Source organism: Microbacterium songi, from assembly GCF_042747925.1.
GTDB lineage: Bacteria > Actinomycetota > Actinomycetes > Actinomycetales > Microbacteriaceae > Microbacterium.
In genome coordinates, this window is record NZ_JBHZIE010000001.1 from 20,901 (window position 1) to 46,632 (window position 25,732).

At 68.1% G+C, this 25,732-nt stretch carries 25 protein-coding genes; 14 read left to right on the forward strand and 11 right to left on the reverse strand.

Going from position 1 to position 25,732, the window contains the following annotated elements; all coding sequences use genetic code 11:
* The first annotated feature begins 51 nt into the window (after positions 1–51).
* On the forward strand, positions 52–1,902 hold the full coding sequence (locus tag ACFM35_RS00110) for a S16 family serine protease (RefSeq protein ID WP_378836847.1): 1,851 nt from the start codon (positions 52–54) through the stop codon (positions 1,900–1,902).
* Between the two features lie 168 nt (positions 1,903–2,070).
* Here ACFM35_RS00110 and ACFM35_RS00115 read toward each other — a convergent pair whose 3' ends face one another.
* On the reverse strand, positions 2,071–2,733 hold the full coding sequence (locus ACFM35_RS00115) for an SRPBCC domain-containing protein (RefSeq protein WP_378836849.1): 663 nt from the start codon (positions 2,731–2,733) through the stop codon (positions 2,071–2,073).
* 1 nt (position 2,734) lies between these two features.
* A complete protein-coding gene (locus ACFM35_RS00120; protein ID WP_378836851.1) occupies positions 2,735–3,136 on the reverse strand; it encodes an ArsR/SmtB family transcription factor in 402 nt (133 codons plus the stop codon).
* A gap of 362 nt (positions 3,137–3,498) precedes the next feature.
* On the opposite strand from ACFM35_RS00120, the gene ACFM35_RS00125 reads away from it, so the two are divergent.
* From ACFM35_RS00125 to ACFM35_RS00145, 5 genes are all read left to right on the forward strand, one after another.
* Positions 3,499–4,131, forward strand: a complete 633-nt coding sequence (locus tag ACFM35_RS00125; RefSeq protein ID WP_378836853.1) for a GAF and ANTAR domain-containing protein — start codon at positions 3,499–3,501, stop codon at positions 4,129–4,131.
* A 28-nt stretch (positions 4,132–4,159) separates the two neighbouring features.
* On the forward strand, positions 4,160–4,900 hold the full coding sequence (locus ACFM35_RS00130; RefSeq protein ID WP_378836856.1) for a GAF and ANTAR domain-containing protein: 741 nt from the start codon (positions 4,160–4,162) through the stop codon (positions 4,898–4,900).
* Between the two features lie 55 nt (positions 4,901–4,955).
* Entirely contained in the window at positions 4,956–5,288 is a 333-nt protein-coding gene (locus tag ACFM35_RS00135) for a hypothetical protein (protein ID WP_378836858.1), read from the forward strand.
* Positions 5,289–5,473: 185 nt separating this feature from the next.
* Positions 5,474–5,683: a hypothetical protein gene (locus tag ACFM35_RS00140; RefSeq protein ID WP_378836860.1), complete on the forward strand. Its 210-nt coding sequence runs from the start codon at positions 5,474–5,476 to the stop codon at positions 5,681–5,683.
* A 192-nt stretch (positions 5,684–5,875) separates the two neighbouring features.
* Positions 5,876–6,094 (forward strand): hypothetical protein, encoded by a 219-nt coding sequence (locus ACFM35_RS00145; RefSeq protein WP_378836863.1) that lies wholly within the window; start codon positions 5,876–5,878, stop codon positions 6,092–6,094.
* A gap of 49 nt (positions 6,095–6,143) precedes the next feature.
* Here the strand turns inward: ACFM35_RS00145 and ACFM35_RS00150 are convergent, their stop codons facing one another.
* Positions 6,144–6,938 carry a hypothetical protein gene (locus ACFM35_RS00150; protein WP_378836865.1) on the reverse strand — a complete coding sequence of 265 codons (795 nt, stop codon included), beginning with the start codon at positions 6,936–6,938 and terminating at the stop codon, positions 6,144–6,146.
* Positions 6,939–7,050: 112 nt separating this feature from the next.
* Here ACFM35_RS00150 and ACFM35_RS00155 point away from each other — a divergent pair, with 112 nt between their 5' ends.
* The 3 genes from ACFM35_RS00155 to ACFM35_RS00165 all read left to right on the forward strand — a co-directional run bounded on the left by ACFM35_RS00155 (position 7,051) and on the right by ACFM35_RS00165 (position 14,284).
* Positions 7,051–11,229 (forward strand): nSTAND1 domain-containing NTPase, encoded by a 4,179-nt coding sequence (locus ACFM35_RS00155; RefSeq protein ID WP_378836867.1) that lies wholly within the window; start codon positions 7,051–7,053, stop codon positions 11,227–11,229.
* 104 nt (positions 11,230–11,333) lie between these two features.
* Positions 11,334–12,644, forward strand: a complete 1,311-nt coding sequence (locus ACFM35_RS00160; RefSeq protein ID WP_378836869.1) for an MFS transporter — start codon at positions 11,334–11,336, stop codon at positions 12,642–12,644.
* 266 nt (positions 12,645–12,910) lie between these two features.
* Positions 12,911–14,284 carry a hypothetical protein gene (locus ACFM35_RS00165; RefSeq protein WP_378836872.1) on the forward strand — a complete coding sequence of 458 codons (1,374 nt, stop codon included), beginning with the start codon at positions 12,911–12,913 and terminating at the stop codon, positions 14,282–14,284.
* 81 nt (positions 14,285–14,365) lie between these two features.
* On the opposite strand, the gene ACFM35_RS00170 is transcribed toward ACFM35_RS00165, so the two are convergent.
* The 4 genes from ACFM35_RS00170 to ACFM35_RS00185 are packed head-to-tail and all read right to left on the reverse strand — an operon-like array spanning position 14,366 to position 18,373.
* On the reverse strand, positions 14,366–15,415 hold the full coding sequence (locus ACFM35_RS00170; protein ID WP_378836874.1) for an ABC transporter ATP-binding protein: 1,050 nt from the start codon (positions 15,413–15,415) through the stop codon (positions 14,366–14,368).
* On the reverse strand, positions 15,412–16,302 hold the full coding sequence (locus tag ACFM35_RS00175; protein WP_378836877.1) for an ABC transporter permease: 891 nt from the start codon (positions 16,300–16,302) through the stop codon (positions 15,412–15,414). Before ACFM35_RS00175 ends, ACFM35_RS00170 begins: the two co-directional genes overlap by 4 nt.
* Complete coding sequence (locus tag ACFM35_RS00180; protein ID WP_378836880.1) at positions 16,299–17,174, reverse strand: ABC transporter permease; 876 nt, start codon at positions 17,172–17,174, stop codon at positions 16,299–16,301. Before ACFM35_RS00180 ends, ACFM35_RS00175 begins: the two co-directional genes overlap by 4 nt.
* A complete protein-coding gene (locus ACFM35_RS00185) occupies positions 17,171–18,373 on the reverse strand; it encodes an ABC transporter substrate-binding protein (RefSeq protein ID WP_378836882.1) in 1,203 nt (400 codons plus the stop codon). Before ACFM35_RS00185 ends, ACFM35_RS00180 begins: the two co-directional genes overlap by 4 nt.
* Positions 18,374–18,493: 120 nt before the next feature.
* Here ACFM35_RS00185 and ACFM35_RS00190 point away from each other — a divergent pair, with 120 nt between their 5' ends.
* Together ACFM35_RS00190 and ACFM35_RS00195 are read left to right on the forward strand one after the other, a co-directional pair.
* The gene (locus ACFM35_RS00190) at positions 18,494–19,210 is read left to right on the forward strand and encodes a TVP38/TMEM64 family protein (RefSeq protein ID WP_378836885.1); all 717 of its coding nucleotides are present in this window, start codon (positions 18,494–18,496) and stop codon (positions 19,208–19,210) included.
* A complete protein-coding gene (locus ACFM35_RS00195; RefSeq protein ID WP_378836888.1) occupies positions 19,203–19,844 on the forward strand; it encodes a CDP-alcohol phosphatidyltransferase family protein in 642 nt (213 codons plus the stop codon). The genes ACFM35_RS00190 and ACFM35_RS00195 overlap by 8 nt, the downstream gene beginning before the upstream one ends.
* 25 nt (positions 19,845–19,869) lie before the next feature.
* On the opposite strand, the gene ACFM35_RS00200 is transcribed toward ACFM35_RS00195, so the two are convergent.
* Positions 19,870–21,360: a dihydrolipoyl dehydrogenase family protein gene (locus tag ACFM35_RS00200; RefSeq protein ID WP_378836890.1), complete on the reverse strand. Its 1,491-nt coding sequence runs from the start codon at positions 21,358–21,360 to the stop codon at positions 19,870–19,872.
* 37 nt (positions 21,361–21,397) lie between these two features.
* Here ACFM35_RS00200 and ACFM35_RS00205 point away from each other — a divergent pair, with 37 nt between their 5' ends.
* Positions 21,398–22,042 (forward strand): class I SAM-dependent methyltransferase, encoded by a 645-nt coding sequence (locus ACFM35_RS00205; RefSeq protein ID WP_378836893.1) that lies wholly within the window; start codon positions 21,398–21,400, stop codon positions 22,040–22,042.
* 35 nt (positions 22,043–22,077) lie between these two features.
* Here ACFM35_RS00205 and ACFM35_RS00210 read toward each other — a convergent pair whose 3' ends face one another.
* Together ACFM35_RS00210 and ACFM35_RS00215 are read right to left on the reverse strand one after the other, a co-directional pair.
* On the reverse strand, positions 22,078–22,803 hold the full coding sequence (locus ACFM35_RS00210) for an SDR family oxidoreductase (protein WP_378836895.1): 726 nt from the start codon (positions 22,801–22,803) through the stop codon (positions 22,078–22,080).
* Positions 22,804–22,852: 49 nt separating this feature from the next.
* Complete coding sequence (locus ACFM35_RS00215) at positions 22,853–23,968, reverse strand: SDR family oxidoreductase (RefSeq protein ID WP_378838586.1); 1,116 nt, start codon at positions 23,966–23,968, stop codon at positions 22,853–22,855.
* A gap of 264 nt (positions 23,969–24,232) precedes the next feature.
* Here ACFM35_RS00215 and ACFM35_RS00220 point away from each other — a divergent pair, with 264 nt between their 5' ends.
* Complete coding sequence (locus ACFM35_RS00220) at positions 24,233–24,577, forward strand: sugar ABC transporter ATPase (RefSeq protein ID WP_378836898.1); 345 nt, start codon at positions 24,233–24,235, stop codon at positions 24,575–24,577.
* 1 nt (position 24,578) lies between these two features.
* On the opposite strand, the gene ACFM35_RS00225 is transcribed toward ACFM35_RS00220, so the two are convergent.
* Entirely contained in the window at positions 24,579–24,977 is a 399-nt protein-coding gene (locus tag ACFM35_RS00225) for a winged helix-turn-helix transcriptional regulator (RefSeq protein ID WP_378836900.1), read from the reverse strand.
* Positions 24,978–25,053: 76 nt separating this feature from the next.
* On the opposite strand from ACFM35_RS00225, the gene ACFM35_RS00230 reads away from it, so the two are divergent.
* On the forward strand, positions 25,054–25,704 hold the full coding sequence (locus ACFM35_RS00230) for an NAD(P)-dependent oxidoreductase (protein ID WP_378836902.1): 651 nt from the start codon (positions 25,054–25,056) through the stop codon (positions 25,702–25,704).
* The last annotated feature ends 28 nt before the right edge of the window (positions 25,705–25,732 follow it).

A 25,732-nucleotide genomic window follows, 5' to 3' on the forward strand; every position in this document is an offset into this window, starting at 1 on the left:
GCGGTGCTCGTGCTGGCACTTTCGGGATGTACTTTCTCGCTACCTATCCCGGTGGGAACAGATGGGGCCCAGGAGTCCGAAGGAACCGGCTTCAAGTCCTCGGAGACGGAGTTGCAGGTCCTGTACGCTGCGGGCGATACCGGCGGTGTGGCTGCGCAGCGCATCTCGGTGAAGCCGTCCGACGACGGCGACCTCTCGATCGACATTTCGGAGGACGAGGTCTCCGGAGTAGGTGAGATGACGCAGGCGGCATCATGGAACGCCGTCTCGGTTGCGACGCTTCTGACCGGAGCACCCCTGGACGTCGCCTACCGCTTCGCCTTCGACGGGATGATTGACGGTCCAAGTGCCGGGGCGATCACGACCGTGGGGCTGCTGTCGCTTTACTACGGGCACAAGATCAGTGACACCGTCACGATGACGGGAACCATCAACCCGATGGGCACGATCGGGACTGTCGGAGGAATTCCACAGAAGATACAGGGGGTCATAGACCAGGGCGACATCAAGACGGTCCTCATTCCCGCCGGACAGCGGAATGTGCCCGACTCCTCGGGCCAACTCGTCGACGTCGTGCAGCTCGGCGCGCAGAACGACGTCGAGGTGAAGGAGGTTGCGGACCTATACCAGGCGTATCCGCTGTTGACAGGGGAAGAACTGCCGCGGCCGGAGTCGCCGTCCAACCCCGCGATCACCGACGACGCGTACACGAAGTTCAAGAGCCAGACCGACACCATGCTGGCCGCTTACGATCGCGCAGCGGCCGATTTCCTCGCCCTCGACCCGAGTCTTCAGACGGCGGCCGGCACGACCGTGCAGCAGGCTGCGGACTCTGCTGCGCGCGCTCGCGACCTGCAGGTGCAGGGCCTTCAGGGCGGCGCTTTCTTCGAGGCATCGCAGGCAGCCGTGCTGATGGAGGCGTTGACGAGCACATTCCGCACCGTTCAGGACCTCATCACCACCGGTGGCACGGCGATCGACGCGCGTATCGCGGGAGCGTCGAGCGCGGAGAGCGAGTTCACGGCGTTTCTCGATCAGCTCGGTACGTACGATCCGCAGTCGCTCGGCGACGTGGAGGCGCTGACCGCCGCGTACGGGAATGGCTTCGATTCCTACTCGCTGCTGCAATACGCGACCGGGGCGCTGCAGAATGTCGCGGATTCGATCGCTGCAGCCTCGTACACCTCTTTCGAGCAGCTACTGACGGATGTATTGCTTCCCCTGATCTACTACGACTTCGCCCGGGGCAACCTTGCCTTCTCCAAGGCCGTGTTCGAGATCGGCCGTGACAACGGGGGCGCGCCGATCGCGAAAGACGCGGATCTCGCGGCAATCGGATCGTTCTTCCGCCGGGCCGCGAACGCCGACTGGGCTGCCTTCGAGACCGGCGTGATCCAACCTGCCGCCGAATCGCGCGGCCAATCGAACGATGTGTTCCGCACCGCCCTCGCGGGTGTCGACTTCGACGTCGCCCTCGCCTACACCGCGCAACAATCGGTGCCATCCATCGAGGCGTATATCGGCGCGGGCGACAACGCCGCCTTTGCCGCGATGGGGTACGGCTATGTCAACTACGCGCGTAATGCCGTCCTGCTGGAGAAGTATTACAACAACGGCGTGCTCGGCGATGACCTCCAACTGATCGACGTCGCGAGCGACACGATCCTCAGCAGCGCCCTTGACATCGGGCGTGAGCAGACCGCGCGGGGTCTTGGGCTGCTCGGTACGAAAGACACCGACGCCGTCCTCGCAACGGGTGCCTACGAGCAGGCGGGCGTCGCGCGGGAGGGGGACATCACCGACAAGTTCCAGGCGATCTCGCAATACGCGGGTGCCTTCACGCTCTCCCGGGCCCTGGCCTACGTCGGAGGGTTCCCGCAGGACGGGTGGAACGCGGATTGACGCTCAACGGACGGGGTTCTGCGGAATGACGGGCCGCCGTGCCGCCCCTGAGGCCCCGGGCCGGTCTCGAACGGCAGGTCTCTTCGCACCCTGATCGTGGAGACAACCGGGCGCATCGAGCATCCGTTCACGCAGGGCGTCATCGGCGAGCGGAATTCGCTTTCGCGTTCACTCGGTCATCGTGGCGCCCGTATAGAACCCGTACGTTGCATCCGCCGCCCGAGCGGCATCGTCGGGGGCTGTGCCGGCCGCGATGTGCGCGTCGCGCCAGCCGTCCGCCGCACCCCGATAGAACGCACGGCCTTCGTCGGTGAAGGCCCAGTCCGGCGCGGCCTCAGGATTGTGATCCGACTTCCTGGACAGGTGCAGCGCGAGGCCGAGCAGGCCGCCGTCCCACCCGACACCAGTCGCCCCGGGTCCGAACTGTTCCCAGAATCCCGGCGGGATGTCGGACTCCCGAGACGTGTGCTCGAGCGCGAGGGTGGTCGTCTCAGCGGCGACCGCGGTCAGGCGCACCGTCAGCCAGGTCACGCCGCCGCCGTACTCCCAGGTCACCCGGTAGTGCGCGCTACCGTCCTGCGGTCGCGCGCACTCCAGCACCTCGCCGCCCGCGTTGCCCTCGAGCTGATAACGGCCCCCCAGCCGCAGGTCACCTGAGATCGGCAGGAACCATCGAGGGACCCGCTCAGCGCTCGTGACGGCATCCCAGACGTCGTCGATCGGACTGGGATAGCTCTGCGACAGCGTCTGAGTGAAGAGGCTTTCGCCATCGACTCGTTCGTCACGCAGGCTCCGCGTCACAGCCGCTACCTGGGCATCGACATCCACCATGTCAGTTCTCCTTGTCGGGATTGTCGTCATCGGACACCCCGGCCGGGGCATCCGCCTCGGCCGCATCCGCAGCCGATGTCCTTCGAGTACGGCGCCCTCGGGCCAGCTCGGTGCCGAGCGCATCGAGGCGCGGCTGCCAGAGCCGCCGGAACGGGTCGAACCAGGCGTCGGCTGCGGCGAGCGGTAAGGGGTTGACGGCATACAGCCGGCGCGCCCCCTCGGGGCGGACGCTGGCGAATCCCGACTCTCGCAGGACACGCAGATGCTGCGAGACGGCGGGCTGAGAGATCTGGAACTCCCGCTGAATGACTTCCCCGATATCGCCCGCGCTGAGTTCGCCGTCGGCGATCAGTTCGAGCACGCGACGCCTCACCGGATCGCCGAGGACGTCGAGTGCGTGCATGCTTCATGCTTGCATGAGCACTTATATAAGTCAATATCGATATGAGAGAGCGGCGGACCACCGATTCGCAGAGGAGAACGCACATCCCGGCGAGCTCGTGATGCGCTTCGTCACCGATCCCGCGGAGCGCGGGCAGGGCCGGAGTCTCGGCGATCGAGCTCATCACGGCCACCGGCTACACGGTCTGGCCACGGAAGGCAGCGACCAGCCGGTAGAGTCAGGCCCACGACGCCCAGCCCCCGCGTCCCGGCACCAGGCGTAACCGCCTCTGCCGACAGGGAAACGAGGGGGTCATGGTCGGAGCGGGGAGCGGTACCGGCGGCGTCGACCAGCCGGGTTCGGTTGAATTGCACGCTGGTTTCGTGACGCGCCTCCCCGTCGATGGAGCGTCGGTATCCGTGGTGACCATCGCAGGCAGCCATTCCACGGTGTCTTCCAGCGATCCGTTGGCCGCCCGTCTCGAGCAGCTTCAATACGACCTCGGAGAAGGACCGCATTTCCGGGTGCTGGACGTGGGCAAGCCCGTGCTGGTGCCCGATGTGCACACCGCCGATCACTCAGGGTGGCCGATGTTCGGACACGCCGTCGTGGACACCGAGGCGAGGGCGCTGTTCTCCTTCCCGTTGCGTATCGGCGCGGCGACCGTCGGAGTCGTCGACATGTACCGCCTCGCGCCGGGTGGTCTTTCCGACCTCGATGTCGCCCACGCACTTGCTCTCAGCGGGGCTGCCGCAGGAAAGGCGGCGGCGTACGCGGTTGCGGATGCGGAGAGCGATGAACGGCAGGATTCGGAGCTGGTGGCGGGCACGCGCCGGCACGTCCACCAGGCGACCGGCATGATGTCCGTCCAACTCGACACGTCGATGACGGACGCGTTCGCCCGGCTTCGCGGGCATGCGTACGTGGTCGGACGGAGCGTGGATGACGTGGCTCGTGACGTGGTCGGACGGACCCTGGACTTCTCCGAGCCCTCGGCAGGTAGCGAGACAGCGTGATCCGCAGGACACTGGACGAAGGAAAGAGATGATGGCCAAGAAATCGCGGGACGCCCGGCTCAGCGAAGCTTTTGTGAAGCTTGCCGACACGTTGGTCGATGACTACGACGTGGTCGACCTGCTCGACACGCTGGTGCAACAGTGCACCGTCCTGGTCGATTCCGATGCGGGCGGGTTGCTGATCGCCGATACGGATGGGTGGTTGCAGCTGATCGCCTCCACCAATGAAGACGCCGAGTTCGTGGAGATCATTCAGCTGAACGCGGGCGAAGGGCCGTGCGTAGACGCATTCGAGACCGGCAAGGGCGTGACGGTCGCGGACATCTCCGAGGAGGATCGGTGGCCGGCGTTCTGTGACGCGGCGACCAAACACGGATTTCAGTCGATGCACGCATTCCCGTTGCGGTTGCGTGGTCAAACCATCGGCGCGATGGGCCTCTTCAGCGTGACCACCGGGGAGCTCAGCGAGCCGGATCTCGCGATCGCTCAGGCGCTGGCCGATGTTGCCACCATCGGTATCCTCCAGGAGCGTTCGCTGCGTGACAGCACCATCGTCACGGACCAGCTGCAACGCGCCCTGGACAGCCGGGTCACCATCGAGCAGGCCAAGGGCGTCATCGCCGCGCAGACCGGCGCTGACATGCACACCTCGTTCACGATCCTCCGCGACTACGCACGCCGCAATCAACTCAAGCTCAGCATCGTCGCCGAAGACGTCGCCGAACGCACGCTCATCATTCCGGCACTCGCTCCCGTGTCCACCGCGTAACCCGCGCGGTCGGTGGTCCGCTCGCAGACTGATCACCCTGCGGTACCGTCGACGAATGACAGGGATGCCCCGTTCCGAGACACCCGACTCTGCGTCGTCGCGTCGCTCGGATGTGCTGGGCGTCGTCGCGGTAGCCATCGGACTCATCGCGTTGCTGCCGTCTTTGGCGATCTTCCTCATCGGGCTGTTGCCCGACATGCAGGCGATCTTCTGGCTCCTCATCGTGACGATCCCGATCCTCGGCATCGGCGGCGTGACGGGACTGCTCTTGGGCGCGATCGGGATCATCGTCGGCGTGAGGCGTCGGTCTCGCTATGTGTGGTCACTCATCGCCGTCGTGCTGGGTGCCCTGATGCTGGTACCCCTCGGACTTCTGTACTTCGGTTAGTCCGATTGGTCGCCACCTCGGGGATGGCGCTCACCTCCACGACCCTCGCCGCTGGATCCGTCGTGGCTCTCGCCCGAAACGAGCGCTCGGAATCTGCGCGTCTCATCGCGTTAACACTGGTGTCGTAGCATCGCCGAAGTACGGCGGCTTCTGAGAGTTCACCCCCGAGAAGAGGAGAAGGTGGCGTGGCGACACCGGGGTACGAGATCAGCGTCTGGGAGCGCTACGCCACGGAACTCGCGCTTGCTTTCTCCGACAACCCCGCGCGCATCCAAGCAGTACGCGTGGCCTACTTCGGTCATGGGTTCGATGTCGACCTGATCGCGCAACTCAGCGGCTTTCCGATCTGGAGGATCCGTCAGGCACTGCGCGACGGGCCGCACCGAACGGACTGACAGCGTTGCCGGATGTCTGACGGTGACCCTGTGGGCGGGATTCGGACGAAACATCTCCCTCGCGTGGCGTAATGACGCGCGAGGCGGAGACATGGCATACGCCGGATGGTGTCCACCGAAATGGGGACAGATGTTTTGACGGTATGTCTGTAGCGTCGATATTGCACAACCCCCTTGTGATCAAGGGGGCACGTGCAGTATGTGGGCGGTTTCCGCCGGGAGGATGCAGAAATGGCGAGCTACATCATCAACGATGACAGTTGCTGCCCGTTCGAGCTCGCGGGCGCGAACACCGTCCGCGATTCCGAGGGCGTGCTCTACTTCACCAACGAGAAAGCCGGAAAATCCGAGACGGTGTTCATCATGAGTGCAAGCGCGGTGCGAAAGATCGTGCGGGTGGACGACGCGTGACAGCTTGCCATGTCGCCGAGCCTCGATGTGCCCGGGACAGGCCGGTTGTTCACGGCGTGACGAAGGTCAGGGTCGCGATCAGCTGCTGAGCGTGGGGAAGGAGAGCGTCGAAGTCCGCGGCGGGAGCGTCGATGATGACGGCGGCGGTGTGGCCCCCTCCGAGATCGAGGGGATAGAAGTGCATCCGCTCTCCGCCACTGATGCCCCACATGTACGCGTCCTCGGCGCCTGCGCGTCCCGCGATGAGAGGCACGAACGGGCCCCATGAACACGATGGGGCCGTGTCGGGATCCAGCTCGAGTTCGATTCCTGCGACGGAGAGATCCCCGATCGCGGCTTCCGTGAGGGAAGCGGTCGTGACACCCGGCAATGCGGATATCCAGGCGATGAGTCCTGCGGCGTCGGTGGGGGCACTCGGGTCGGCCTCCTCCGGACAAGCAGGAAATTCTTGGAGCGCCCCGGCGATGTCCGCCCAGACGTAAACGCCCGGCAAGAAGTCATCGCCGGTGCCGGCGGCATACGGGTCCGCGGGTTGGAACCAGTACGCCGGCGAGTGGTCGAGCGCGTTCGCCCAGTATCCGTCGGCGACGGTGTACGTGAGCTGGCCGGGGGACGACTCGCCGGAGATGGTGAATTGCTCACTGGCATACGTTCCCGGCGCCAGCACGCCGAGGCAACCGCCATCATCTCTCAGGCATCCTTCCGCTGCCGGCTCGGCGGACGTGGACCGGGAAGCGGGCGGCGCGGTGGTCTGTGAAGGAGCGGCGCAGCCTGCAGCGAGAGCCAGGACGGCGGAGGCGACGATGATCTGAGAGGCGGTGCGATGACGGTGTGTTCTGTTCATACCTCGACTCTCGTGCGGGACGATACGCGCCCGATTGCGCACCGATACGCGTGCGATACGCGGCGTCGGCGCTCCGGTTGACCTGGATACCGCGGAGATTCACACTTCTTCCATGGCAGTCGGTGTGCTCGGGCTGCTCCAGGTCGGCGACGTCACGCTCCGACCGCAGGAGCGTCGACTGTTGTGCGCTCTCGTTCTCAAGCGGGGCGCCGCCGCGTCGCCGGGTGAACTCGCCGACGCCTGCTGGGGCGAGTCGCCGCCGGCGACGTGGTATCAGCAGCTGAAGACGTCGGTTGCGCGGATCCGCCGAGCTCTGGGCGGCAACGCGATCTTGACCGATTCGGCGGGCTACTCATTCGGGTGGGAACTCGACAGCGTGGACGCCGTGCGATTCGAACGGCTCGTGAATCGTGCCCGGGAGCACGCGATCCGCGGAGAGGACGACCGCGCGGCCCATGCGTTCGAGCTGGCGTTGGCCCTGTGGCGCGGGAGGGCGTTCGAGGACCTGGAGGACTGGGCTCTCGCTTCGATCGAGGCCGACCGGTTGGCCGAGATACGCGCCACCGCCGAAGAGGAGCACCTGGTGGTGCGATTGCGCCTCGGCCATGCTGCCGACGTTCTTCCCGATGCCCAACGCCTCGTGCGCCGGGAACCGCTCCGGGAAGAGCGGTGGCGGTTGTTGGCCCTCGCCAATTATCAGAGCGACCGCCAAGCAGAAGCGCTGGCGGTGCTGCGTGCGGGACGAGACCGCCTGCGGGCGGAGCTCGGCATCGACCCCGGCAGTCGTCATCGCGAACTCGAGGCGGCGATTCTCCGCCACTCGCCTGACATCGCCGCCCCTGCGTCGCAGATCCGGACGAGCGAGATGTGTCCGTATCCGGGGCTACGCGCCTTCACTGTCGACGACGCCGACATGTTCTTCGGACGCGAAAGTGAGATCGACCTTCTGGTGGACCGCCTCGCGCCCGGGGAGATCACCACAGTCGCGGGTCCCTCGGGCTCGGGGAAGTCATCTCTTGTGCGCGCAGGAGTACTGCCTCGGATCGTCGGGGACGACCGGGCGGTCACCGTGCTCCAGCCCTCGCGGGAGTCGCTGACCACTTTGCGGTCCTGGGATCGGACTGACGCGCTCGCCGACGTGCTCGTGATCGACCAGTTCGAGGAGCTGTGGCGGGAGGAGAAGCTCTTCGTCGACGCGTTCTGCGCAGCGTTGCAGACGGTCAGTGACCGCCGCGCGACACTCATCGTCACAGTCCGCTCCGACTTCCTCGACAGGGCGACCGCGCTGCCCCATATCGGCGGAGGGATCGGACGTAACGTGTTCGCTGTGGGCCCGCTGACCAACAGCGACTTTCGGCGAGCCGTGGAACTGCCGGCGGAACGGGCGGGGCTCCGCGTCGAGCCTGGGCTGACCGAGCTCATGCTTCGAGACGGCGGAAGTCTGGCCACGTCGCTTCCGTATCTGTCTCATGCACTTTCGGAGACGTGGGCCCGGCGCGAGGGCAACACACTCACGGTCGCGGGGTACGAGGCCGCAGGCGGTATCGCCGGCGCGATCGCACAGTCGGCTGAAGATCTCTACACCGAGCTGCCCGCCACCGACAGGTCGATCTGCCAGTCCGTGCTGCTCAGGCTCGTCGAGCGAACAGTCGAAGGCGCATCCGTCCGCCGTGACGCCGAGATCGGTCCGCTGGTCGAAGATCCGCGACGCCGCGAGATCATCGATCTGCTGGTCTCGGCGCGGCTGCTGTCGGTCGACGGCTCGACGATCACACTCACTCATGAGGCGATCGCACAAGCGTGGCCGCGTCTGGATCGCTGGTTGCAGGACAACGCAGACGGCGACCGGATGCTTCGAGATCTCCAGGCGTCCACTGCACGATGGGTGGAGAGTGCGCGGTCGGACGATGAGGTCGCCCGGGGCGCGCGGCTGCACGCCTATCTCGCGTGGCAGCAATCCGCTCGTCCCGACCTGACAGCCACGGAACGGGATTTCCTGGATGCCGGTTCGGCTCGAGAACAAGATTCGATGCGTGTCCTCACCGATCGAGCTGCTCGTGACCGTCGGCGTGTTCGCTCTTTGCAATGGGCGCTCGGCGGAGCGGCGGCATCGCTCATCGTTGCCCTCGTATCGGGCGGAATGGCTCTTGTCCGCGGCAGTGATGCGCTGGCGGCGGAGCGCGACGCGCGTACGACTGCCGTCGCGGCGAGCGCGCGTTCCCTCGTGGAAACCGACCGGGATGTCGGCGCTCTCCTGGCGGCCGAACTGTATCGCCGGGATCCGGACGACCCGCGCGCTCGTGCGGCACTGATGGACGTGCTGGGGGCGCCGACGCTGCCGACGACCAAGATCAGTTTCGCCGGAGACGAGCGACTCTCCGCGACGGCCGTTCCCGGGACCTCGTTGATGCTGGTCGTGATAGATCCGGTCCCCGAGACCGGGGGTGGCACCGCGACACCGCGTGTGGAGATATGGGACGCGGTGAAAGGAACGCGTGAACGATCGCTCGACGCGCCCCTCCCGGTCAACGCGACACAGGTCGACCGCAACATCTTCATCGACCCCCGCGGTGAGCGTGCCATCGTCATCACGCCGGCGTGGTGGGAGGACTATCCCGGTGACTGCTGCATAGCCACGGTATCCGCGATGGATCTCCGCACAGGTGAGGTGACGCGTCCGACAGATGAGCTCGGACTCGCACTCTCGCGGGACGCGGCCATGGCGCCCGACGGCAGTCGCCTGACCCTCCTCGATCGATACTCGGGCGAGCCCGTGTGGGTCGACGCCGTCACTCTCGAAACCGAGACGGCCGCGATGCCCGCGGGCCATGACAACGCGCCGTTCGTTTCGGACGCCATCGCCGCGCTTCCGGGCGGTGACGTCGCGATCGGCGAGCGGGCCGGCATCCGCATCTACGACGATCGGTCCCACGCGACGATCGCCCTCATTCCCCTTCGCGCCGACCTCGCGACGTCGTCGATGGCGGATGCCGGTGACGGACGTCTGCTCGCCGCCGGCCCCGACGGGCTCGCTCTCGTAGACGTCACCACGCGAGCAATCGTCTGGCAACAAGGTTCCGTTCCCAGCAGACCGTGCTCACGCGTTCGGGCGGTTTCACCCGATACGGCATTGTGTGTCGGCAACACCAGTTGGGAACTGCGGTTGAGTGACGGGCTCCCCACAGGTCGATCTTTCGACACGCAAGGCGGATGGACGGCGAATCTCGACGAATTGTCCGACGGTTCGGTGGTCGCGGTCAACCAGCGGGATGCACCCTCTCTGGTTCGGTTCCCACTGGACGGCACCGGACCGCTGACGCGACTCGTCGCGGAAGGGCAACAGGCGGCGGGCGACTTCATCGACGCGCACACCATCATCACCAGCCCCGGCAACGGAGAACTGACCCGCTGGGACATCGCTCTGGATGCTGCCGGGCCAACCCAGGACGGCGACCTCTTCGTCGTCAGCCAAGGGCGCGCGCATCTGTGGACGACCGACCTTGCGGCTACCGTCCTCGCCGACGTGCAGGCGGAGGGAGGCTGGCCGATCACGGGAGACTTCGATGAGCCAGGGGATCAACTGGTTCCCGTCTCCGGGGGTGCAGGCGAACGATCCTTCGCGATCGCGAACGACTGGATCGTGCCCTACGACCCGCGCACGGGCCACATCACCGGGCCGCCCATCGATTTCGAAGGCAAACAGCTTCACTGGCGGTGGGTGATGGTTCACGAGGTGCCGGGCATGGACCGTGCCGTCATCACCTGGTGGGACCGGGAGGACTCGCAGCTGCACACGGCGTCCTTCGACCTCACCACCGGCGAGGAGCTCGATCGCGGGCTGACCGGCGACGTAGCGTCCATTCCTCTGCCCGACACGAACATCCTCAGCGTGAACTACTCCAGTCTCACGCTCAACAACCTCGATCTGGAACCGCTGAAGGTGTTCGCCAAACCCGAGAACTCCGCCAACGTCTTCGAACTCTCGGATGACGGTCGAACGCTGCTCGTCGAAGCTTGGAACGGCGACGCGGCGATCTACGACCTGCCGACGTTCACAAAGATGGGAAAGGACATCGTGGTCGCATCGCCTGATTGGGAATCCGCTCACCTCAGTCCCGACGGCAGCACGCTTGTGACCAATGCGCTGAACGGGGTGTTGGTGTGGGACCTCGATCCCGCGGCGATGCTGAAGGCCGCGTGCCGCATCGCGGGGCGGTCGCTCACATCCGCTGAGTGGGCGACGCACTTCGCCGACGAGCCGTACGCCGATGCCTGTGCCGACCGGCCGTGAAGCCGCCCTCGGCGGGAGACGCTTGACCGGACGGAGTGCCCGGTAGACGTCGCTGAACCCGCGCCGATGAGCGGATCATGCCCACCGTCGGCCAGTCTGTACACATGACACCCGCACCCGCCGGTCCGGCATCGGCGATCGACGACGCCGGGCACGGAGCGGGCGCCGTCATCGTCGCCCAGCTGCTTCTGCGGACCGCATCGGCCGCAGGGGCCTTGGCGCTGGGATCGTACTTCGTCGAGCTGTCCCGCAACGGTGCCCCTGTGGGCGCTCTCCTGCTGGGCGTCCTGTCGGGGTTGAGCTTTCTCGCCGAGCTGATCCTCGCCCCGGCAGCAGGCTCGGCCAGCGACCGCCGCGGACGGCGGGTCTTCCTCGTCGCCGCTCCGCTTCTCGCGGCAGTCGGCATTCTGCTCGCCCCCGGCGCATCCGTGCTCGCCGCCGTCCCCTCGATCGCGCTCGTCGTCGTCGTCGTCGGTACGTCGCGACTGCTCGACGGGGCCGGTGCCGCGATCTCCGCGCCGGCCACGCTGGGACTTCTCGCCGACGCGAGCGACGGCGACAGGATGCGACGCGGTCGGGTCACGAGCCTGTACGAGCTGTCCTCGTCGGGCGGGATCGCGCTCGGCGCCGTGGCCGGACCGCTTCTGTATGCCGGTCTCGGACTGTGGTCGTTCGTCGCGTTGGCCGGGGTCTACATCGTCGCATCAGTACTCGTGCTCGTCTTCGTCCGTCCCAGGGCCGTGACCCGGACCTCGAGGGAGTCCGCATCGGTGCGCGATCGCGTTCGGGTGCTCGCGCAGCCACGATTGCTCGCTTTCCTGCCGGCGTGGATCGCCGTCAACGCGATCCTCGGGACGTGGGTCACATCACAGATCACTTTCGTTCTGGCGGGCGATCGGCGCGCCGCCGGCCAACTGTTCCCCGGCGCGTTCGTCGACAATGAGGGAGGTCTGTCAGCCGTTCTCGGCGTCTACGTGCTCGCTTTCAGTGTCTGCATCGTTGCCTGGTCCTTCTTCATCGGGCGCCTACCCACCGTGCCGGTCCTCTTCGTCACGGTGATCGGTGCGATCATCGCCTCCGTCGGTCTGTTGCTGGCGAACCGCGGGCTGCCCCTCGTCATCGCCCTCCCGATCGTGCTGGTGGGCGTGTTCCTCGAAGCAGGCTTCACTCCGGCGGCACTCACGCACCTCAGCGACATCTCGGCCGAGTATCGCGAGAATCGCGGGCTCATCATGGGTGTCTACTCCGTCGTCGTGGGCGCGGGATACCTCCTCGGCAACGTTCTCGGCGGAGTGTTCGCCGAATGGCTCCTCTTCGACGGGCTTGCACTGCTCACGATCCTGCTGGCAGGTGTCGCGCTGGTGTCGATCGCGACGATGTTCGTGGTGGAAAGACGTCTCCGCGCGCGCGGGTGACCTTTCATCGTCCGCCGCAGGCCAGGTCGGCGCCGATCGGGCTGACGTAGGGCAGAATGCAGAGACATCCGCACTCGTCATCCATCGACGGGCGCGCGAGCGCCGAACCGCCTGCAACGCCGCGGGGCCGGAAGCCCTCCACCTCGGTACGGAAGGACGCCATGCACCTGGCCACGACGCTCAGACGGCTCGAACTCGAGACACGACCCATTCATCCGGATACTCGGCGCGCGCTGGACCTGCGCTGGGCGGAGCTGCCAGACCACGTGAAGACTCCGAATCAGCTGCTCGGCCGCTGCGCCGTGGGTTGCGAGGGAACGCACGGCGTGTTCCCCAAATGCGACCTGACGTGCTCGCCCTGCTACCACTCGGCTGATGCCAACAAGGTGCGGATCGACGGTGACCACACGGTCGACAACGTCAAGAAGCAGATGGACTACCTGCGGCAGGTGAGGGGGCCGCGCGCGCATGCACAATTGATCGGCGGCGAGGTCAGTCTCCTGTCCGCCGAAGACCATGCGCAGGCCCTGCTCGCGATGCGGGCGGTCGGCCGTGAGCCCATGTCGATGACGCACGGCGACTTCGACGACGAGTACCTGCGCGACCTCGTCCTGGACGAGCACGGGAAGCCACGTTTTCAGAAAGTGTCGTTCGCGGCGCACTTCGACTCGCTGATGCGCGGACGGCGCGGGGCCGTCCGGCCACGGAGTGAGGCCGAGCTCAATCCGTTCCGCGAGAAGTTCGCGCAGATGTTCGTCGATCTGAAGCGCGACCACGGGGTCGAGCGATACCTCGCACATAACATGACCGTCACGCCGTCCAATGTCGACGAGGTGGAGCAGGTCACCCGTGATGTTCTGAAGATGCCGTACGACATGATGTCGTTCCAGCCTGCCGCGTTCATCGGAGACGATCGCCGCTGGCGGGAGGACTTCGGCGAGGTGACCATCGATGCGGTCTGGGAACGAGTCGAGCGCGGCGCGGGTCACAAGCTCCCGTGGCAGGCGACGCAGTTCGGCGACCCCCGGTGCAACCGCTCGACCGTCGGCATCCGCGTCGGGGGCGGGTTCGCCGCGCTCCTGGACCCGGAGGAGCCGAAGGACATCGCGGCCCGGGATCGCTTCCTCGACCACTTCGGCGGGATGATCTTCGGCGATATTCCCCGGCGGATCCTCTTCGTCAAAGTCGTGCGTGCCCTCGCGGCGCACCCGGCTGACATCGTCCCGCTCGTCGGTCTCGGCCGCCGCGTTCTGCGGCGGGCGGGCGGTCTGCCGCGAGTGCTGCGCGAGGCGCGGAGGGGGAAGGTCTCGTTCAAGACCTTCGTCGTCCACAACTTCATGGACGCCGCACAAGTCGATCCCGCGTGGAAACTCATGGAGCAGGGCGTCGTCGCCACCGACCCCCTCCTCAAGGAGACGCAAGAGCGGCTCGGGTCCTGCATGTACGCGATGGCGCACCCCGAGAGCGGGCGCCTCGTCCCCGCGTGCGTGCAGCACTCCGTCCTCGACCCGATCGAGAATGTGGAGCTGCGCCGCCTGCTGCCGTTGCCCTCGCTGAGAGACGGGGCTGCCGCCCAGGTGGTCGCGCGCCCCTCGGGTCTGAGCCCTGTGCGCCAGACCGGCCCCGCGCGCGCCACCTGAACCGGGGGACGCGCGCGCAGCCCGGGGGCGTCACACCAGACGACGCCCGTGGCGCGTCGGCCGCGCTCGGGTGTCCGGTTCTCAGATCGATACGACGTGCACGGCGTCGGCGGGCAGCGACAGGGTCACGCGGTCGCCGACCGCGCACGGCTGCGTCGGCGAGATCTCCGCGCTCAGCAGCACCTCACCGCAGCGGACGCCCACCTCGATGCGGGCTCCCGAGACCCGTGCAGATTCCACGACGCCGGGGACGGATGCTGCGGGAACGTCCGCTGCCGAGCCGCGATGGAGGACGACGTCCTCTTGACGGATGACGAGGATGCTGGCGCCCTCGCATGCACCCGAGCCGAAGGGCACGTCGCCCAGAGCGCTGTGGTGCACGGCGCCCCGAACGGTGCCCGGTACCTCGTTGCGCCCACCCATCAGCTGCGCCGCGCGCAGGCTGCGCGGCCGGCGGTATGCCTCGGACACGGTCCCCTCGGTGAGGAGGACACCGTTCTCGATGAGGGCGATTCGGTCCGACACGCGCGACGCCTCGTCCCGGTCATGAGTCACGAGGACGATCGTGGGCGACGCGACGGCCCGCACCGATTCGAGCAGATCGTGCATGTCACCGCGGAGCGCAGCGTCAAGGGCGCTGAATGGTTCGTCGAGCAGCAGCACCGCAGGCTCGGCGGCCAGCGCACGCGCGATCGCGACGCGCTGCTCCTGGCCTCCGGACAGCTCGTGCACCCGACGGTTGCCGAACCCGTCGAGCTGCACCATCGCCAGATAGTCCGCGGCACGGGCGCGGGCTGCGGCCCGTCCCACGCCCGAGACCCTGCCCGAGAAGGCGATGTTGTCCAGAACCGAGAGATGCGGGAAGAGGAGGGACCGCTGGAAGACCATGCCGACGCGTCTACGCTCGGCGGCGACGGCGACCATGTCGTGACCCCCGATCCGGACGGTCCCTGCGTCCGCTGTCTCGAGTCCGGCGATGACGCGCAACAGCGTGCTCTTGCCCGATCCGCTCGGGCCGAGGATGGCCGTGCAGGTGCCGGCAGCGACAGTGAGGGAGAAGTCCCGGAGCACCGGCGCACCTGTGTCGGCGAACGTCTTGTCGATGCCCTGGAGGACGAGGTCGGCGCTCATGCGGCGATCCCTCCGCGCGCGCGTCCGGCAGAGGACTCGACGATCGGAACGCCGGATCGCGCTCGCCGCTTGCGCGACGGGCGCGGCCCGCGGAGCCCCAGCACTGCGACCAGCAGTACGACGGGGGGCACGGTCGCTGCGAGTGACATCACCGCGACGGCCGAATCGTTGCCCAGCCCTACGGCCGCGCCTGCCACGACCAGCGGAAGAGTGACGAGTTCGCCGCCGCCCACGATCAGGGTGACGATGTAGTCGCTCCAGGCAACGAGGAATGCCAGGAATGCCGCCCGCGCCAATGCCGGCGCGATCATCGGAAGGTGCACGCGGCGCATCACCTGAGCGCGGCCCGCGCCGAGCAGTCGAGCCTCCTCCTCGAACGACAGGTCGTAGGAGCCGTACGCGGCGCGCAGGACGAACGCGGTGTAGGGCAGGGCCATCACCACCAGCACGAGAACCACCCCCGCGATGGAGGGGACATGCGCGCGCAGGAGGACGACATTCACGCCCAGCACCGCCGCGAACGGCGGGAGCGCGATCGGCGCGAGGAGCAGCGCCGACACCGTGCGAGGGAACGGCACGGCGCCGAAGGTGAGCGCGCGGGCAGCGAGCGCACCCAGTGGCGTCGCAATGGCCGCGACCACCAGACCGAGGAGAACGGAGCGGCCGAACGCGGGTAGCGCGCCGAACCCGGCGGCATCCTGCAATCCCGCCACACCCCACATGGTCGGCACCGGCGACGGGTAGGACCATGCGTCGGCGAAGGACCACATCGCCAGAGGGAGGAACGGGAGTGCGAACCACACGACGAGGGCGGTCGTCGCCGCGAGGCGGACGATCCGTCCAGGGCCCCGAGGTGAGGTGAGCGTGCTCGCATTCGCACCGGTCACCGCCAGACCGCCGTACGGCGCAAGGCCATGAACGTGCACGCGACGAAGATCAGGGCGATCGCGCTGGTGATGATCGCGACCGCCGCCGCCTCCGGCCGAGACGCCAGCGACACGCCCTGGAACAGCCGCACCGCGAGAACCGGCAGCGGCTCGGGGTAGGTGCGCCCGAGCAGCCAGGAGACCTCGTACGACCCGAGGGCGTAGACGAAGCTGAGGGCTGCGCAGATCACGATGGACGGCGTGGTCAGGGGAAGCAGCACGTGCCGGAAGCGACGCCACCGACCCGCGCCCAGCAGCGCGGCCGTTTCGTCATACGTCGCGACACGCGTGGCGAGCGTACCCGTCACGACGAGGGCGACGAAGGCGGACTCCTTCCACGCGAATTCGGCGATGACCGCACCCCAGAGGGGCCCACCCACCCAGGCCGGCCATGCTTCGGGAGCGATGCCGAGCAGCCGCGGGAGAACCCCGGCGTCAGAGAGCAGGAGGCCGATCGTCGCGGCGCCGACGAGGTGCGGCACGGTGACCGTCGTCGCACCCAGAGCGGCGACGAGGCGACTCCCCGCCCGACTCGAGACGATGACGACAGCCGCCGCGGTTCCGACCACGACGGCGATGGATGTGGAAACGGTCGCGATGGCCACCGACACGACGATGGCGGCACCGAGGTCACGAGGATGCGCGAGGAATGCATCGAGGCTCGGTGCCACAGGTCCCGCGATGGGCATCAGGCCGAAGGCCTGCAGCATCGTCGCGATGACCCCGCCGGCCACCACGAACAGCGTCACGAGCACCGCCGGGAGCACGAGCATCGCTCCGCGCAGTCGCTCGGCGGTGGTGCCACCGCGCCGCTCGACGGGCGCGAAGCTCATCGATCGAGGACGCCGGCGCGCCAGCCTTCGTCCAGTGCGGGCACCCACTCGGCGGCGAGCTCGCCGTGGGCATTGCGGGACAGGACGTCATAGCCCGGGACGACGGGGGAGTCGGGCAGATCGTCGAACTGCGCGCGATCGGATTCCGGCAATCCGTCGATGTCGAGGACGGTGAACTGACCCCAGACATCCGGCTGGGCTTTCGCGACCTGCTGATCCACGGAGAGTGCCGTGTTCGCGACGACCATCGCACCGGCGATGGAGTCGGAGTTGGCGGGCAGGCCGAGGAAGCTCGCGTTTCCGACGGTCCCGTCCTCGAGCGTGAGCACCGTGGTCGCCGGGGGGTAGGTGCCGTCAGCGACGAGGTCGGTCAACGTCGCCGGTCCGTAGGTCATGGTGATGTCGATCTGACGGTCGGCGAACAACTGCCCGAGTTCCGCCTCGTTCGCCGGGTAGGTGTCACCCCCGCGCCACAGGCTGGGAGCGAGAGTGCCCAGTCGTTCGTACAGCCGGGGTGCGAGCTCGCTGAATGCCTCGTCGGAGTACGCGGCGGGGACGTTGTCAGCGCCGCCGGACACACTCGCGAGCACCTCGCGCAGGAAGACCGAGCCGGTGAAGTCGGGCGGGGCCGGATATGTGAACCGGCCCGGGTGGGCCTCCGCCCATTCGAGCACTCCTTCGAGAGTGGTCGGCGGATCGGGAATGGCCTCGGCGTTGTACGCGAGCGTGAATTGCGCCTTATGCCAGGGGGCCTCGCATCCATCGACGGGCGTGCCGAAGTCCGACGTGAGCAGCGGGTCGTCGGGGTCGGTGCCGAGGGTCGAAGGCATCAGGTCCGTCCACCCGCACAGCCACGCGTCGGCTTCCTTTCCGGTGCGGAAGTTGTCTCCGTTGACCCAGATGAGGTCGACTGTTCCATCGGAGCGGCCCGCCTGCAGCTCGGTGAACACGCGATTCAGTGCGTCCCTGGTGTCGGTCACGGGAACCCGCTCCAGAGTGACGCCGTACTCGGCGACGGCGGGGGCGAGGACATCGTCGACGTACGCGTTGCCCTGGTCATCGCCGCCGTACATCCACAGCTGAACCGTCTGCCCTTCGGCATCGGCCAGCACGCTCTCCCAGTCGTCGTAGGTTGTGGCGGAGCTGGTCTCCGGCGCCGCGCACCCGGCGAGGGTGAGGAGCGAAACGCCGACTGCCACAGCGGAGGCGCAGCGGGATCGAGGTCCAGATCGGGGCATTGCTTCCTCTATTCAGGACGGCGACCGGCGGTGTCACGTCGGACTAGGGTATGGGATGTCGGAGAGGATGCGTGAACGCTGATGGTGCGCGTGTTCCGTGACGTCTCCTCCGTGCGATGGGCCTGGATCAGGCTGGCCTTCTTCGTACTCTTCGTGGCGCTTGCGGCCGTGGTCGGACTTCTTCTCGTCCCCACCGACCTGAACGAGATACGGGAGTGGGTCGAGGGTCTGGGGCCGGGCGCGGCGATCGTCTTCGTCCTCGGCTATGCAGCGCTGACACTGACGCCCGCTCCGAAGAACGTGCTCACCATCGCTGCAGGTCTGGTCTGGGGCTTCTGGCCGGCGCTGGGGATGGTGTACGTCGGTGCGCTGCTGGGCGCGGCCGCTTCCTTCGTGATCGGGCGGTGGGCGGGGCGCGGAGCCGTGGAGCGGCTGACGGGTGCGCGGGTCGCGCGTCTGGATGCCGCCCTCGCGAATCGCGGCTTTCTCGCGGTGCTGGGAGCTCGGCTGGTGCCGATCATCCCCTTCACCCTCATCAACTACGGCGCCGGGCTGACGGCGGTGCGCCCGCGAGATTACGCGGTCGGGACGGCTCTGGGCATCATCCCCGGGTCTGTCGCCTACGTCGCCCTCGGCGCGTTCGGCGTCGAGTTCGGACCGCCCTTCTGGATCGCGCTCTCGGTGCTGGGAGTGCTCGCGCTGGCCGGAGTCATCACCGGAGTCATCGTCCGCCGTCGCGGACATCGCGCGGCGGGAAGCTCATCGGATGCTGCTTCCGTGGAGGCCGACGATGCTTGACCGGGCCCTTCGATCATTCCTCGCGCGACCTCTCGGGGCGGCGGCGGCGGCGATCGACCGCCCGGGCGTCACCCCCGACGGTCTGACGATCGCAGGGCTCGTGCTCGGCGTCGCGTCGGCGACGACGGCGGCGCTGCAGCTGTGGGCGGTGGCGCTCGCGCTCTGGCTCATCTCCCGGGTTCTGGACGGTCTCGACGGCACGCTCGCGCGGCGCCGGCGCGGACGTGCACAGCTTCAGGGCGCGCCATCCCCGCCCTCGGAGGCGGGCGGATTCCTTGACATCACGGCCGACTTCGTCGTCTACGGAGCATCGGTGGTCGGGATCGCGATCGGGGCGACCGCGCAGTTCGACGGGCCGTGGTGGCCGTTCCTGCTGGTCCTGTTCGCGTACTACGTCAATGGAACGGCGTTTCTGGCGTTCTCGTCGATCGCCGAGAAGACAGGACGCACGATCGACGACGGGCGCTCGCTGTCCTTCCTCGGTCGCCTCGCCGAGGGGACCGAGACGATCGTGGTGCACGCCCTCTGGTTGATCCTGCCCTTCTGGGCCTGGCAGATCGCTCTCGTGTGGTCTGCCTTCGTCGCGGTGAGCGCCGTTCAGCGCATCGTCGCGGGGTACCTGCGCCTCCGCTGATCCGCGGACGGTGCGGGTCGACGACCTAGCCGCGCCGACGGCGAGCCGCAGACAGCCCGCGGACGCCGAGGCGCACGATGCCCGTGCTCAGCGCGTGCTGCGCATCTTTCACGACAGCGTTCCATCCCGCGTCCGAGTACGTCGGGTAAGCGTGGATCGTCGTGGCGAGGGTGCGCACCGGCGTCCGAAGACGCGTCGCGGTGGTGAACTCCGCGAGCGACTCGCCCGCCCTCGGACCGACGATCACGGCGCCTCGCACCCGTCCGCGAGCATCGACGACCACCTTCGTGAAGCCATCGGTATGCCCGTCGGCGATCGCACGGTCGACGTGGGCGTGCTGCTGCACGAGCACCCGCATCTTCCGCCGGTCGGCGTCAGCCGGTGCGACGCCGACCGCGCCGACCTCCGGTGAGGTGAACGTCACCCGGGGCACGACCTCCAGGTCGGCCTTGCGCGACAGTCCGAGCACGGCGTTCGTCGCGGCGACGCTGGCGAACATCCCCGCGGTGTGGGTGAATCGGGGCAACGGCGTCACATCCCCGGCGGCTCGGATCCGTGGGTTCGACGTCCGCAATGCATCGTCGACGACCACGTCGCCGCGCTCGTCGAGCTGCACGCCTGCCGCATCCAGTCCCAGCCCCTCCGTTCTCGCGCGACGCCCGAGCGCCACGAGCGCACGGTCGAAGGCGATGACCGAGCCGTCGCTGAGCAGCGCCGTGCCCGAGTGGGACGAGGCCGCGGGGGTCGCGTCGGAGGTGAAGGACGACACGGTGGCGCTGAGGTGGACGTCGACGCCGTCGGCCTGCAGGGCTGCCACGACCACTCGGGCGGCATCCGGGTCTTCTTTCGGCAGCAGTCGTTCACCACGGTGAACGAGGGTGACGGCGCTCCCCAGGCGTGCCATCGCCTGCGCGATCTCGCATCCGATCGCGCCCCCTCCCTGGATGAGCAATCGCGGCGGCAGCTCGTCCAGATCCCAGAAGGTCTCATTCGTGAGCATGTCGATGGATGCCGAGCCCTCGGCGTCGCTGCGCACGGGCGTGCTCCCCGAAGCGAGAAGCGCATCGCGGAACTCGATCCGGTGCCCGTTCACGAGAAGAGAGCGCGGGCCGTCGAACCGGGCTCGACCCACGAGAGCGTGGACGCCGTCTCGGGCGAGCGACTCGGGCGAGTCGACCGGTTCGATGCGATGGATCGCCGTGCGCACGTGCCGCATGACACCCGGGAAGTCCACGTCGATGCCCTGGGTTCGCACGCCGACTGCCGACCCCTGCCGGGCGGCGTGGGCGGTTGCGGCCGCCGCGATGAGTGCTTTCGAGGGCACGCATCCGGTGTGCAGACACTCGCCGCCGAAGCGTCCTGCCTCGATCAGCAGCACACTCGCGCCCAGTGCCGCTGCCGTGCGGGACCCGACGAGCCCGGCGCTTCCCGCTCCGATCACGACGAGGTCCCATGCGCGACCTGCCGCTTCTTCGGCGTCGAGGGTGAAGCCGGAGCTGCTCGGGGAAGGGATCATCCTCGAAGCCTAGAGTGGAAGCGGAACGGGGGGTCCGATGGCGGCACTGCTGCGACGGTACGGCGTCGGCGCCCGCTGGTACGACGTCCTCTCGGGCGAACGGTGGGTGTACCGGGCCGGACGCCGGGCGGGGGTCGCCTTGCTCGACCCGCGGCCGGGGGAGGTCATCGTGGATCTGGGATGCGGGACGGGCCTCAACTTCCCCGCCCTGAGCGAAGCCGTGGGGCCGACCGGTCTGATCGTAGGAATCGACCGCAGCCCCGACATGCTGGAGATGGCACGCCGTCGCGTCGAACGCGCGGGCTGGGGCGGACGGGTGCGCATCCTCCAGGCGGACGCGACTGCGCTGCGCCCTTCAGACGTCGCTGCGCTCGCCGGTGCCTCGCCCGATGCGTTGCTGGCCACTTATTCGCTGAGTGTCATCGACGGACGTGAGGAGGCATGGCGTCAAGCGTCCGCCAGCCTGCGGCCGGGCGGTCGAGCCTGCATCGTCGACATGCAGCCCCCACGGGGCACGTGGAGAGTTCTCTCGCCCCTGGCGCGGCTTGCGTGCTCAGCCGGTGGAGCCGACATCACCGCCCATCCGTGGCAGATGCTCGAGCGGGACGCCGAGCCGGGCAGCCTGCGCAGGTCGGAGCGGAAGGGCGGCCACATCGTCGCCGTCGCGGGTCGGCTCGCGTAGCCCGCCGAGCGCACCGTCGCCTCAGCTGCGCGATGTCACCGCAGTTCCGTCCGCGGGCGGACGGCGACGTCCGTCAGATGGACGTCGGGGCTCGCATCCACGACGAACCGCACTGCGCGGGCGACCGACTCCACGGTGATGTACCGCTCGGGCTCGTACGCCGCGCCGGCGGCCGCGATCGACCGCTGCAGCATGGGGGTGTCGGTCTGCCCGGGTGCCACGGTGGCGACGCGGATGCCGTGCGGCGCCTCGTCGATGCGCAGGACGTCGGCGAATCCGCGCAGGGCGTGCTTGGACGCCGTGTAGACGGCGCTTCCCGGCACCGCCTTCGTGCTCGCCCCCGAGCCGATGAAGATCACGGTGCCGCGCGCACGCCGCAGGGGAGCGAGCAGCAGTCGCGTGAGGTCGGCGGGCGCGATCACATTCAGCTCGAGATACGACCGCCACACCTCGGGCGTCGCTTCGTCGATGGAGAGCCCTTGTCCGACGGCGGCGCAATGCACCACGACGTCGACGCGGTCCACCGACGCCGCAAGGGCGGCGCGCGCACCGTCGTCGGTCAGGTCGACCGCAACGGCCGTGATCCCGGCGAGGCGAAGTGCCTCGACCGAGGCGGCCGTGCGCCCGACGGCGACCACGTCGTGCGTCGTGGCGAGATCGAGAGCGATGGCAAGACCCATCCCGCTGGTCGCGCCGGCGACGATCGCCACGGGACGCTCCGAGGGCGGCGTCGGGTCGGACGGGTTCGAAGTGTGAGGCATCCGGATCTCTCCTGGTCGAAGGTGGGCGCAACCGATCGTAGGGGCCGAATCAGCCCGCGGGGATCAGGCGTTCGGCGCGGTAGCGGTCGAACAGCGCCGTGAACGAGTCGATCGTGCGGTGATACGACGTGAAGCCTGCGAGACGCGACTTGCTGATGTCGGTCACGACCTCGATCTGTCGGCCCAGGTCGGCATCGGTGTGCCACCACGACGCGAGACGGTCGAGCTCCGGCCCGACGAGACCGTGCTCGTCCACGAGGCGCTGCCACGTCGGCGAGGCGTTCGCCATCTGCTGCTCGAGAGGCTGCAGCTCGCCGCCCGGACCGACCGGCTCCACGCCGAAGTACTCGGCGATGCGCGCCCACATCCACCGCCAGCGGAAGACATCGCCGTTGACGACGTTGAAGGCCTCGTCCCGCCCCTCGGGAGCCGTGGCCGCCCACAGCATCTGATCGGCCAGGATCGTGGCATCCGTCATGTCCGTCAGCCCGTTCCACTGCGTGAGCGAGCCCGGGAAGACGAAGGGCGTGCCCAGTGCACGGCAGATCGACGCGTAGACGGCGATCGTCAGGCCCATGTTCATCGCGTTGCCGACGGCGTGACCGATCACCGTGTGCGAACGATGGACCGACCAGTGGAACCCGCCGCGACCGGCCGCGGCGAAGAGCTCGTCCTCCTGCGCGTAGTAGAAGTTGGGGGCGTCCAGGCGGGCTTCGTCCTCGTGGAACGGGGTATCGGGCATGCCGCCCTGCCCGTACGCCTCGAACGGACCCAGATAGTGCTTGAGTCCCGTGACGAGGGCGACGTGCTCGAGCGGCGCATGCGACAGGGCGGCCAGGAGATCGCGGACCATGCCGCCGTTCACGACGATGTTCTCCTGCTCGGTCGGCTGACGCGACCACGCGGTGAAGAACACGTGCGTGGGGCGCTCGTCGGCGAGTGCGCGCGTGAGGTCCTCGGCGGAGCGCAGATCGGAGGAGAGGGGGCGCACCCCGGAACGTGCGACGCCGGGCTGCCGCGAGAGCGCGATCACGTCCCATCCGTCCGCGGCGAGAAGATCCACCAGCGCGGAACCGCCGATACCCGTCGCGCCCACGACGAGGGCCGTGCGTTCGTCAGGATCGACCCCGGTGCCGGAAGAACCAGATCGGGTTTCGTCGGACATGTCGGGTGCGGGAGCCATGCCCACCCCAACGTGCTCGTCCGGCGTCCATTCCCTGCCGAGCAGATGAGAGCGCGTCCATCTGCAGGAGGTGGGACGGTCGTCGCCTCGGGCGGCCGCCGAGGAGACTCCAGCCCCACTGTTCCGGCGAATGACGAGGAACCAGCCTGCGGATTCGCGCCTCGGGCCTGGGGACAGCTCATAGCCTCTCGGCCCCGTGCGGGCAATGGGGCAGCGGAAAGAGACACGGCCCCCCAGACTCGGAAGATGAGCAGCGACGTGGGCGACCAGAGCATCCGAGTGACCGAAGACGCGGAGGCGCTGCAGCCGCTGCGCGACGGCGACACGTCGATCGAGCCGGATGCCGCGGCAGACCCGGCCCAGGCGGAGTGGGATCGCACGACGGCGATCGACGAGGGTGCCGATCCCGAGGATCTCGACATCGAGACCGCCACCGGCGATGACCCGGCTCAGCTCCCCGCCGACGACGACGATATTCCGGCCTTCGATCTTCCGGGCGACGGACTGCAGCCCGAGGCGCAGGGTGCCGGCCCACTGGACGCCGAGCTCGGCGATGACGGACAGGGCGATCTCGCGCCGGAAGACCTCTGAGCTACGCCTGCGCGAGCGTCTCGTCGTAGCGCTCCCGGGATGCGGCCACCTGGCCGAAGTGATCGATGGACCATCGCTCGAGGGCCTTGAGGGGCTCGCGCAAGGTCTGGCCGGCTTCCGTCAAGGTGTACTCGACGCGGGGCGGCACCTCCGCGAAGACCGCACGCGACACCAGACCGTCGCGCTCCAGACCCCGGAGCGTCTGAGTGAGCATCTTCTGCGAGATGCCGTCGACCTCACGTCGGATCTCTGAGAAGCGGCGAGGTCCGTCGCTGAGCGTCCCGATGATCAGCACGGTCCAGCGATCGCCGATCCGGTCCAGCAGGCGGCGGCTCGGACATCCCGCCGCGTACGGATCGAGGTCGTCCGCGCGGAATGCGGCGGTGGTCTTGGTTACCAAGAGGTGCCTACTTCCCGAAAGTGACCTTTGCGAATAGCGTAGCGTCCGCACATCGAAAGCACTACGGAGGAACGTCATGACCCGCATCACCGTCATCGGAGGAACCGGCTACGCCGGCAGCAACATCGTCAGAGAGGCTGCGTCTCGTGGCCACGAGGTCGTCTCGTACAGCAGGAATGAGCCGGATGCCGCGACCCGCGTGAACGCGGTCGCCTACGAGACCGGATCCATGCTTGACGCGGACGTGCGCGATCGAGCGGTCGCCGGCGCGGAGGTGGTCGTCTCCGCGCTTTCTCCCCGCGGGGAGCTCGACGGACGACTGGTCGAGGTGGATCGTGAGCTGGCCGCTCTTGCGGAGCAGCGCGGCGTGCGCATCGCCGTGGTGGGTGGCTTCAGCTCGCTCCGCCTCGAGGAGGGCGGCCCGCGGATGGCCGACGGCGACGACATCCCGCCGCAGTTCGCCGACGAGGCGAAGCAGATGAACACCATCCTCACGGAACTGCTCGAGGCGCCGGCATCCGTGGACTGGGTGTTCTTCTCCCCGGCACAGCAGTTCGGCGCCTACGTTCCCGGCGAGGCGCTCGGGCGCTATCGCACCGGCGGCGACGTGGTGTTCACCGACGACGAGGGCGTGTCTGCCATCAGCGGTGCGGACTTCGCGCGGGCGGTCGTCGATGAGATCGAACGGCCCGCCCACCGGCGCGAGCACATGAGCGTCGCGTACTGATCGGCAGAGCACCTCGCATGCGCCGACG

What these genes read in the sequence shown, in the direction of transcription:
- ACFM35_RS00135 (WP_378836858.1), top strand. Translation starts at nt 4,956, where the DNA reads ATGACAGGGATGCCCCGTTCCGAGACACCCGACTCTGCGTCGTCGCGT.
- ACFM35_RS00150 (WP_378836865.1), bottom strand. Translation starts at nt 6,938, where the DNA reads ATGAACAGAACACACCGTCATCGCACCGCCTCTCAGATCATCGTCGCC.
- ACFM35_RS00170 (WP_378836874.1), bottom strand. Translation starts at nt 15,415, where the DNA reads ATGAGCGCCGACCTCGTCCTCCAGGGCATCGACAAGACGTTCGCCGAC.
- ACFM35_RS00115 (WP_378836849.1), bottom strand. Translation starts at nt 2,733, where the DNA reads ATGGTGGATGTCGATGCCCAGGTAGCGGCTGTGACGCGGAGCCTGCGT.
- ACFM35_RS00215 (WP_378838586.1), bottom strand. Translation starts at nt 23,968, where the DNA reads ATGTCCGACGAAACCCGATCTGGTTCTTCCGGCACCGGGGTCGATCCT.
- ACFM35_RS00205 (WP_378836893.1), top strand. Translation starts at nt 21,398, where the DNA reads ATGGCGGCACTGCTGCGACGGTACGGCGTCGGCGCCCGCTGGTACGAC.
- ACFM35_RS00160 (WP_378836869.1), top strand. Translation starts at nt 11,334, where the DNA reads ATGACACCCGCACCCGCCGGTCCGGCATCGGCGATCGACGACGCCGGG.
- ACFM35_RS00120 (WP_378836851.1), bottom strand. Translation starts at nt 3,136, where the DNA reads ATGCACGCACTCGACGTCCTCGGCGATCCGGTGAGGCGTCGCGTGCTC.
- ACFM35_RS00180 (WP_378836880.1), bottom strand. Translation starts at nt 17,174, where the DNA reads ATGAGCTTCGCGCCCGTCGAGCGGCGCGGTGGCACCACCGCCGAGCGA.
- ACFM35_RS00220 (WP_378836898.1), top strand. Translation starts at nt 24,233, where the DNA reads ATGAGCAGCGACGTGGGCGACCAGAGCATCCGAGTGACCGAAGACGCG.
- ACFM35_RS00230 (WP_378836902.1), top strand. Translation starts at nt 25,054, where the DNA reads ATGACCCGCATCACCGTCATCGGAGGAACCGGCTACGCCGGCAGCAAC.
- ACFM35_RS00195 (WP_378836888.1), top strand. Translation starts at nt 19,203, where the DNA reads ATGCTTGACCGGGCCCTTCGATCATTCCTCGCGCGACCTCTCGGGGCG.
- ACFM35_RS00210 (WP_378836895.1), bottom strand. Translation starts at nt 22,803, where the DNA reads ATGCCTCACACTTCGAACCCGTCCGACCCGACGCCGCCCTCGGAGCGT.
- ACFM35_RS00200 (WP_378836890.1), bottom strand. Translation starts at nt 21,360, where the DNA reads ATGATCCCTTCCCCGAGCAGCTCCGGCTTCACCCTCGACGCCGAAGAA.
- ACFM35_RS00190 (WP_378836885.1), top strand. Translation starts at nt 18,494, where the DNA reads ATGGTGCGCGTGTTCCGTGACGTCTCCTCCGTGCGATGGGCCTGGATC.
- ACFM35_RS00155 (WP_378836867.1), top strand. Translation starts at nt 7,051, where the DNA reads ATGGCAGTCGGTGTGCTCGGGCTGCTCCAGGTCGGCGACGTCACGCTC.
- ACFM35_RS00130 (WP_378836856.1), top strand. Translation starts at nt 4,160, where the DNA reads ATGATGGCCAAGAAATCGCGGGACGCCCGGCTCAGCGAAGCTTTTGTG.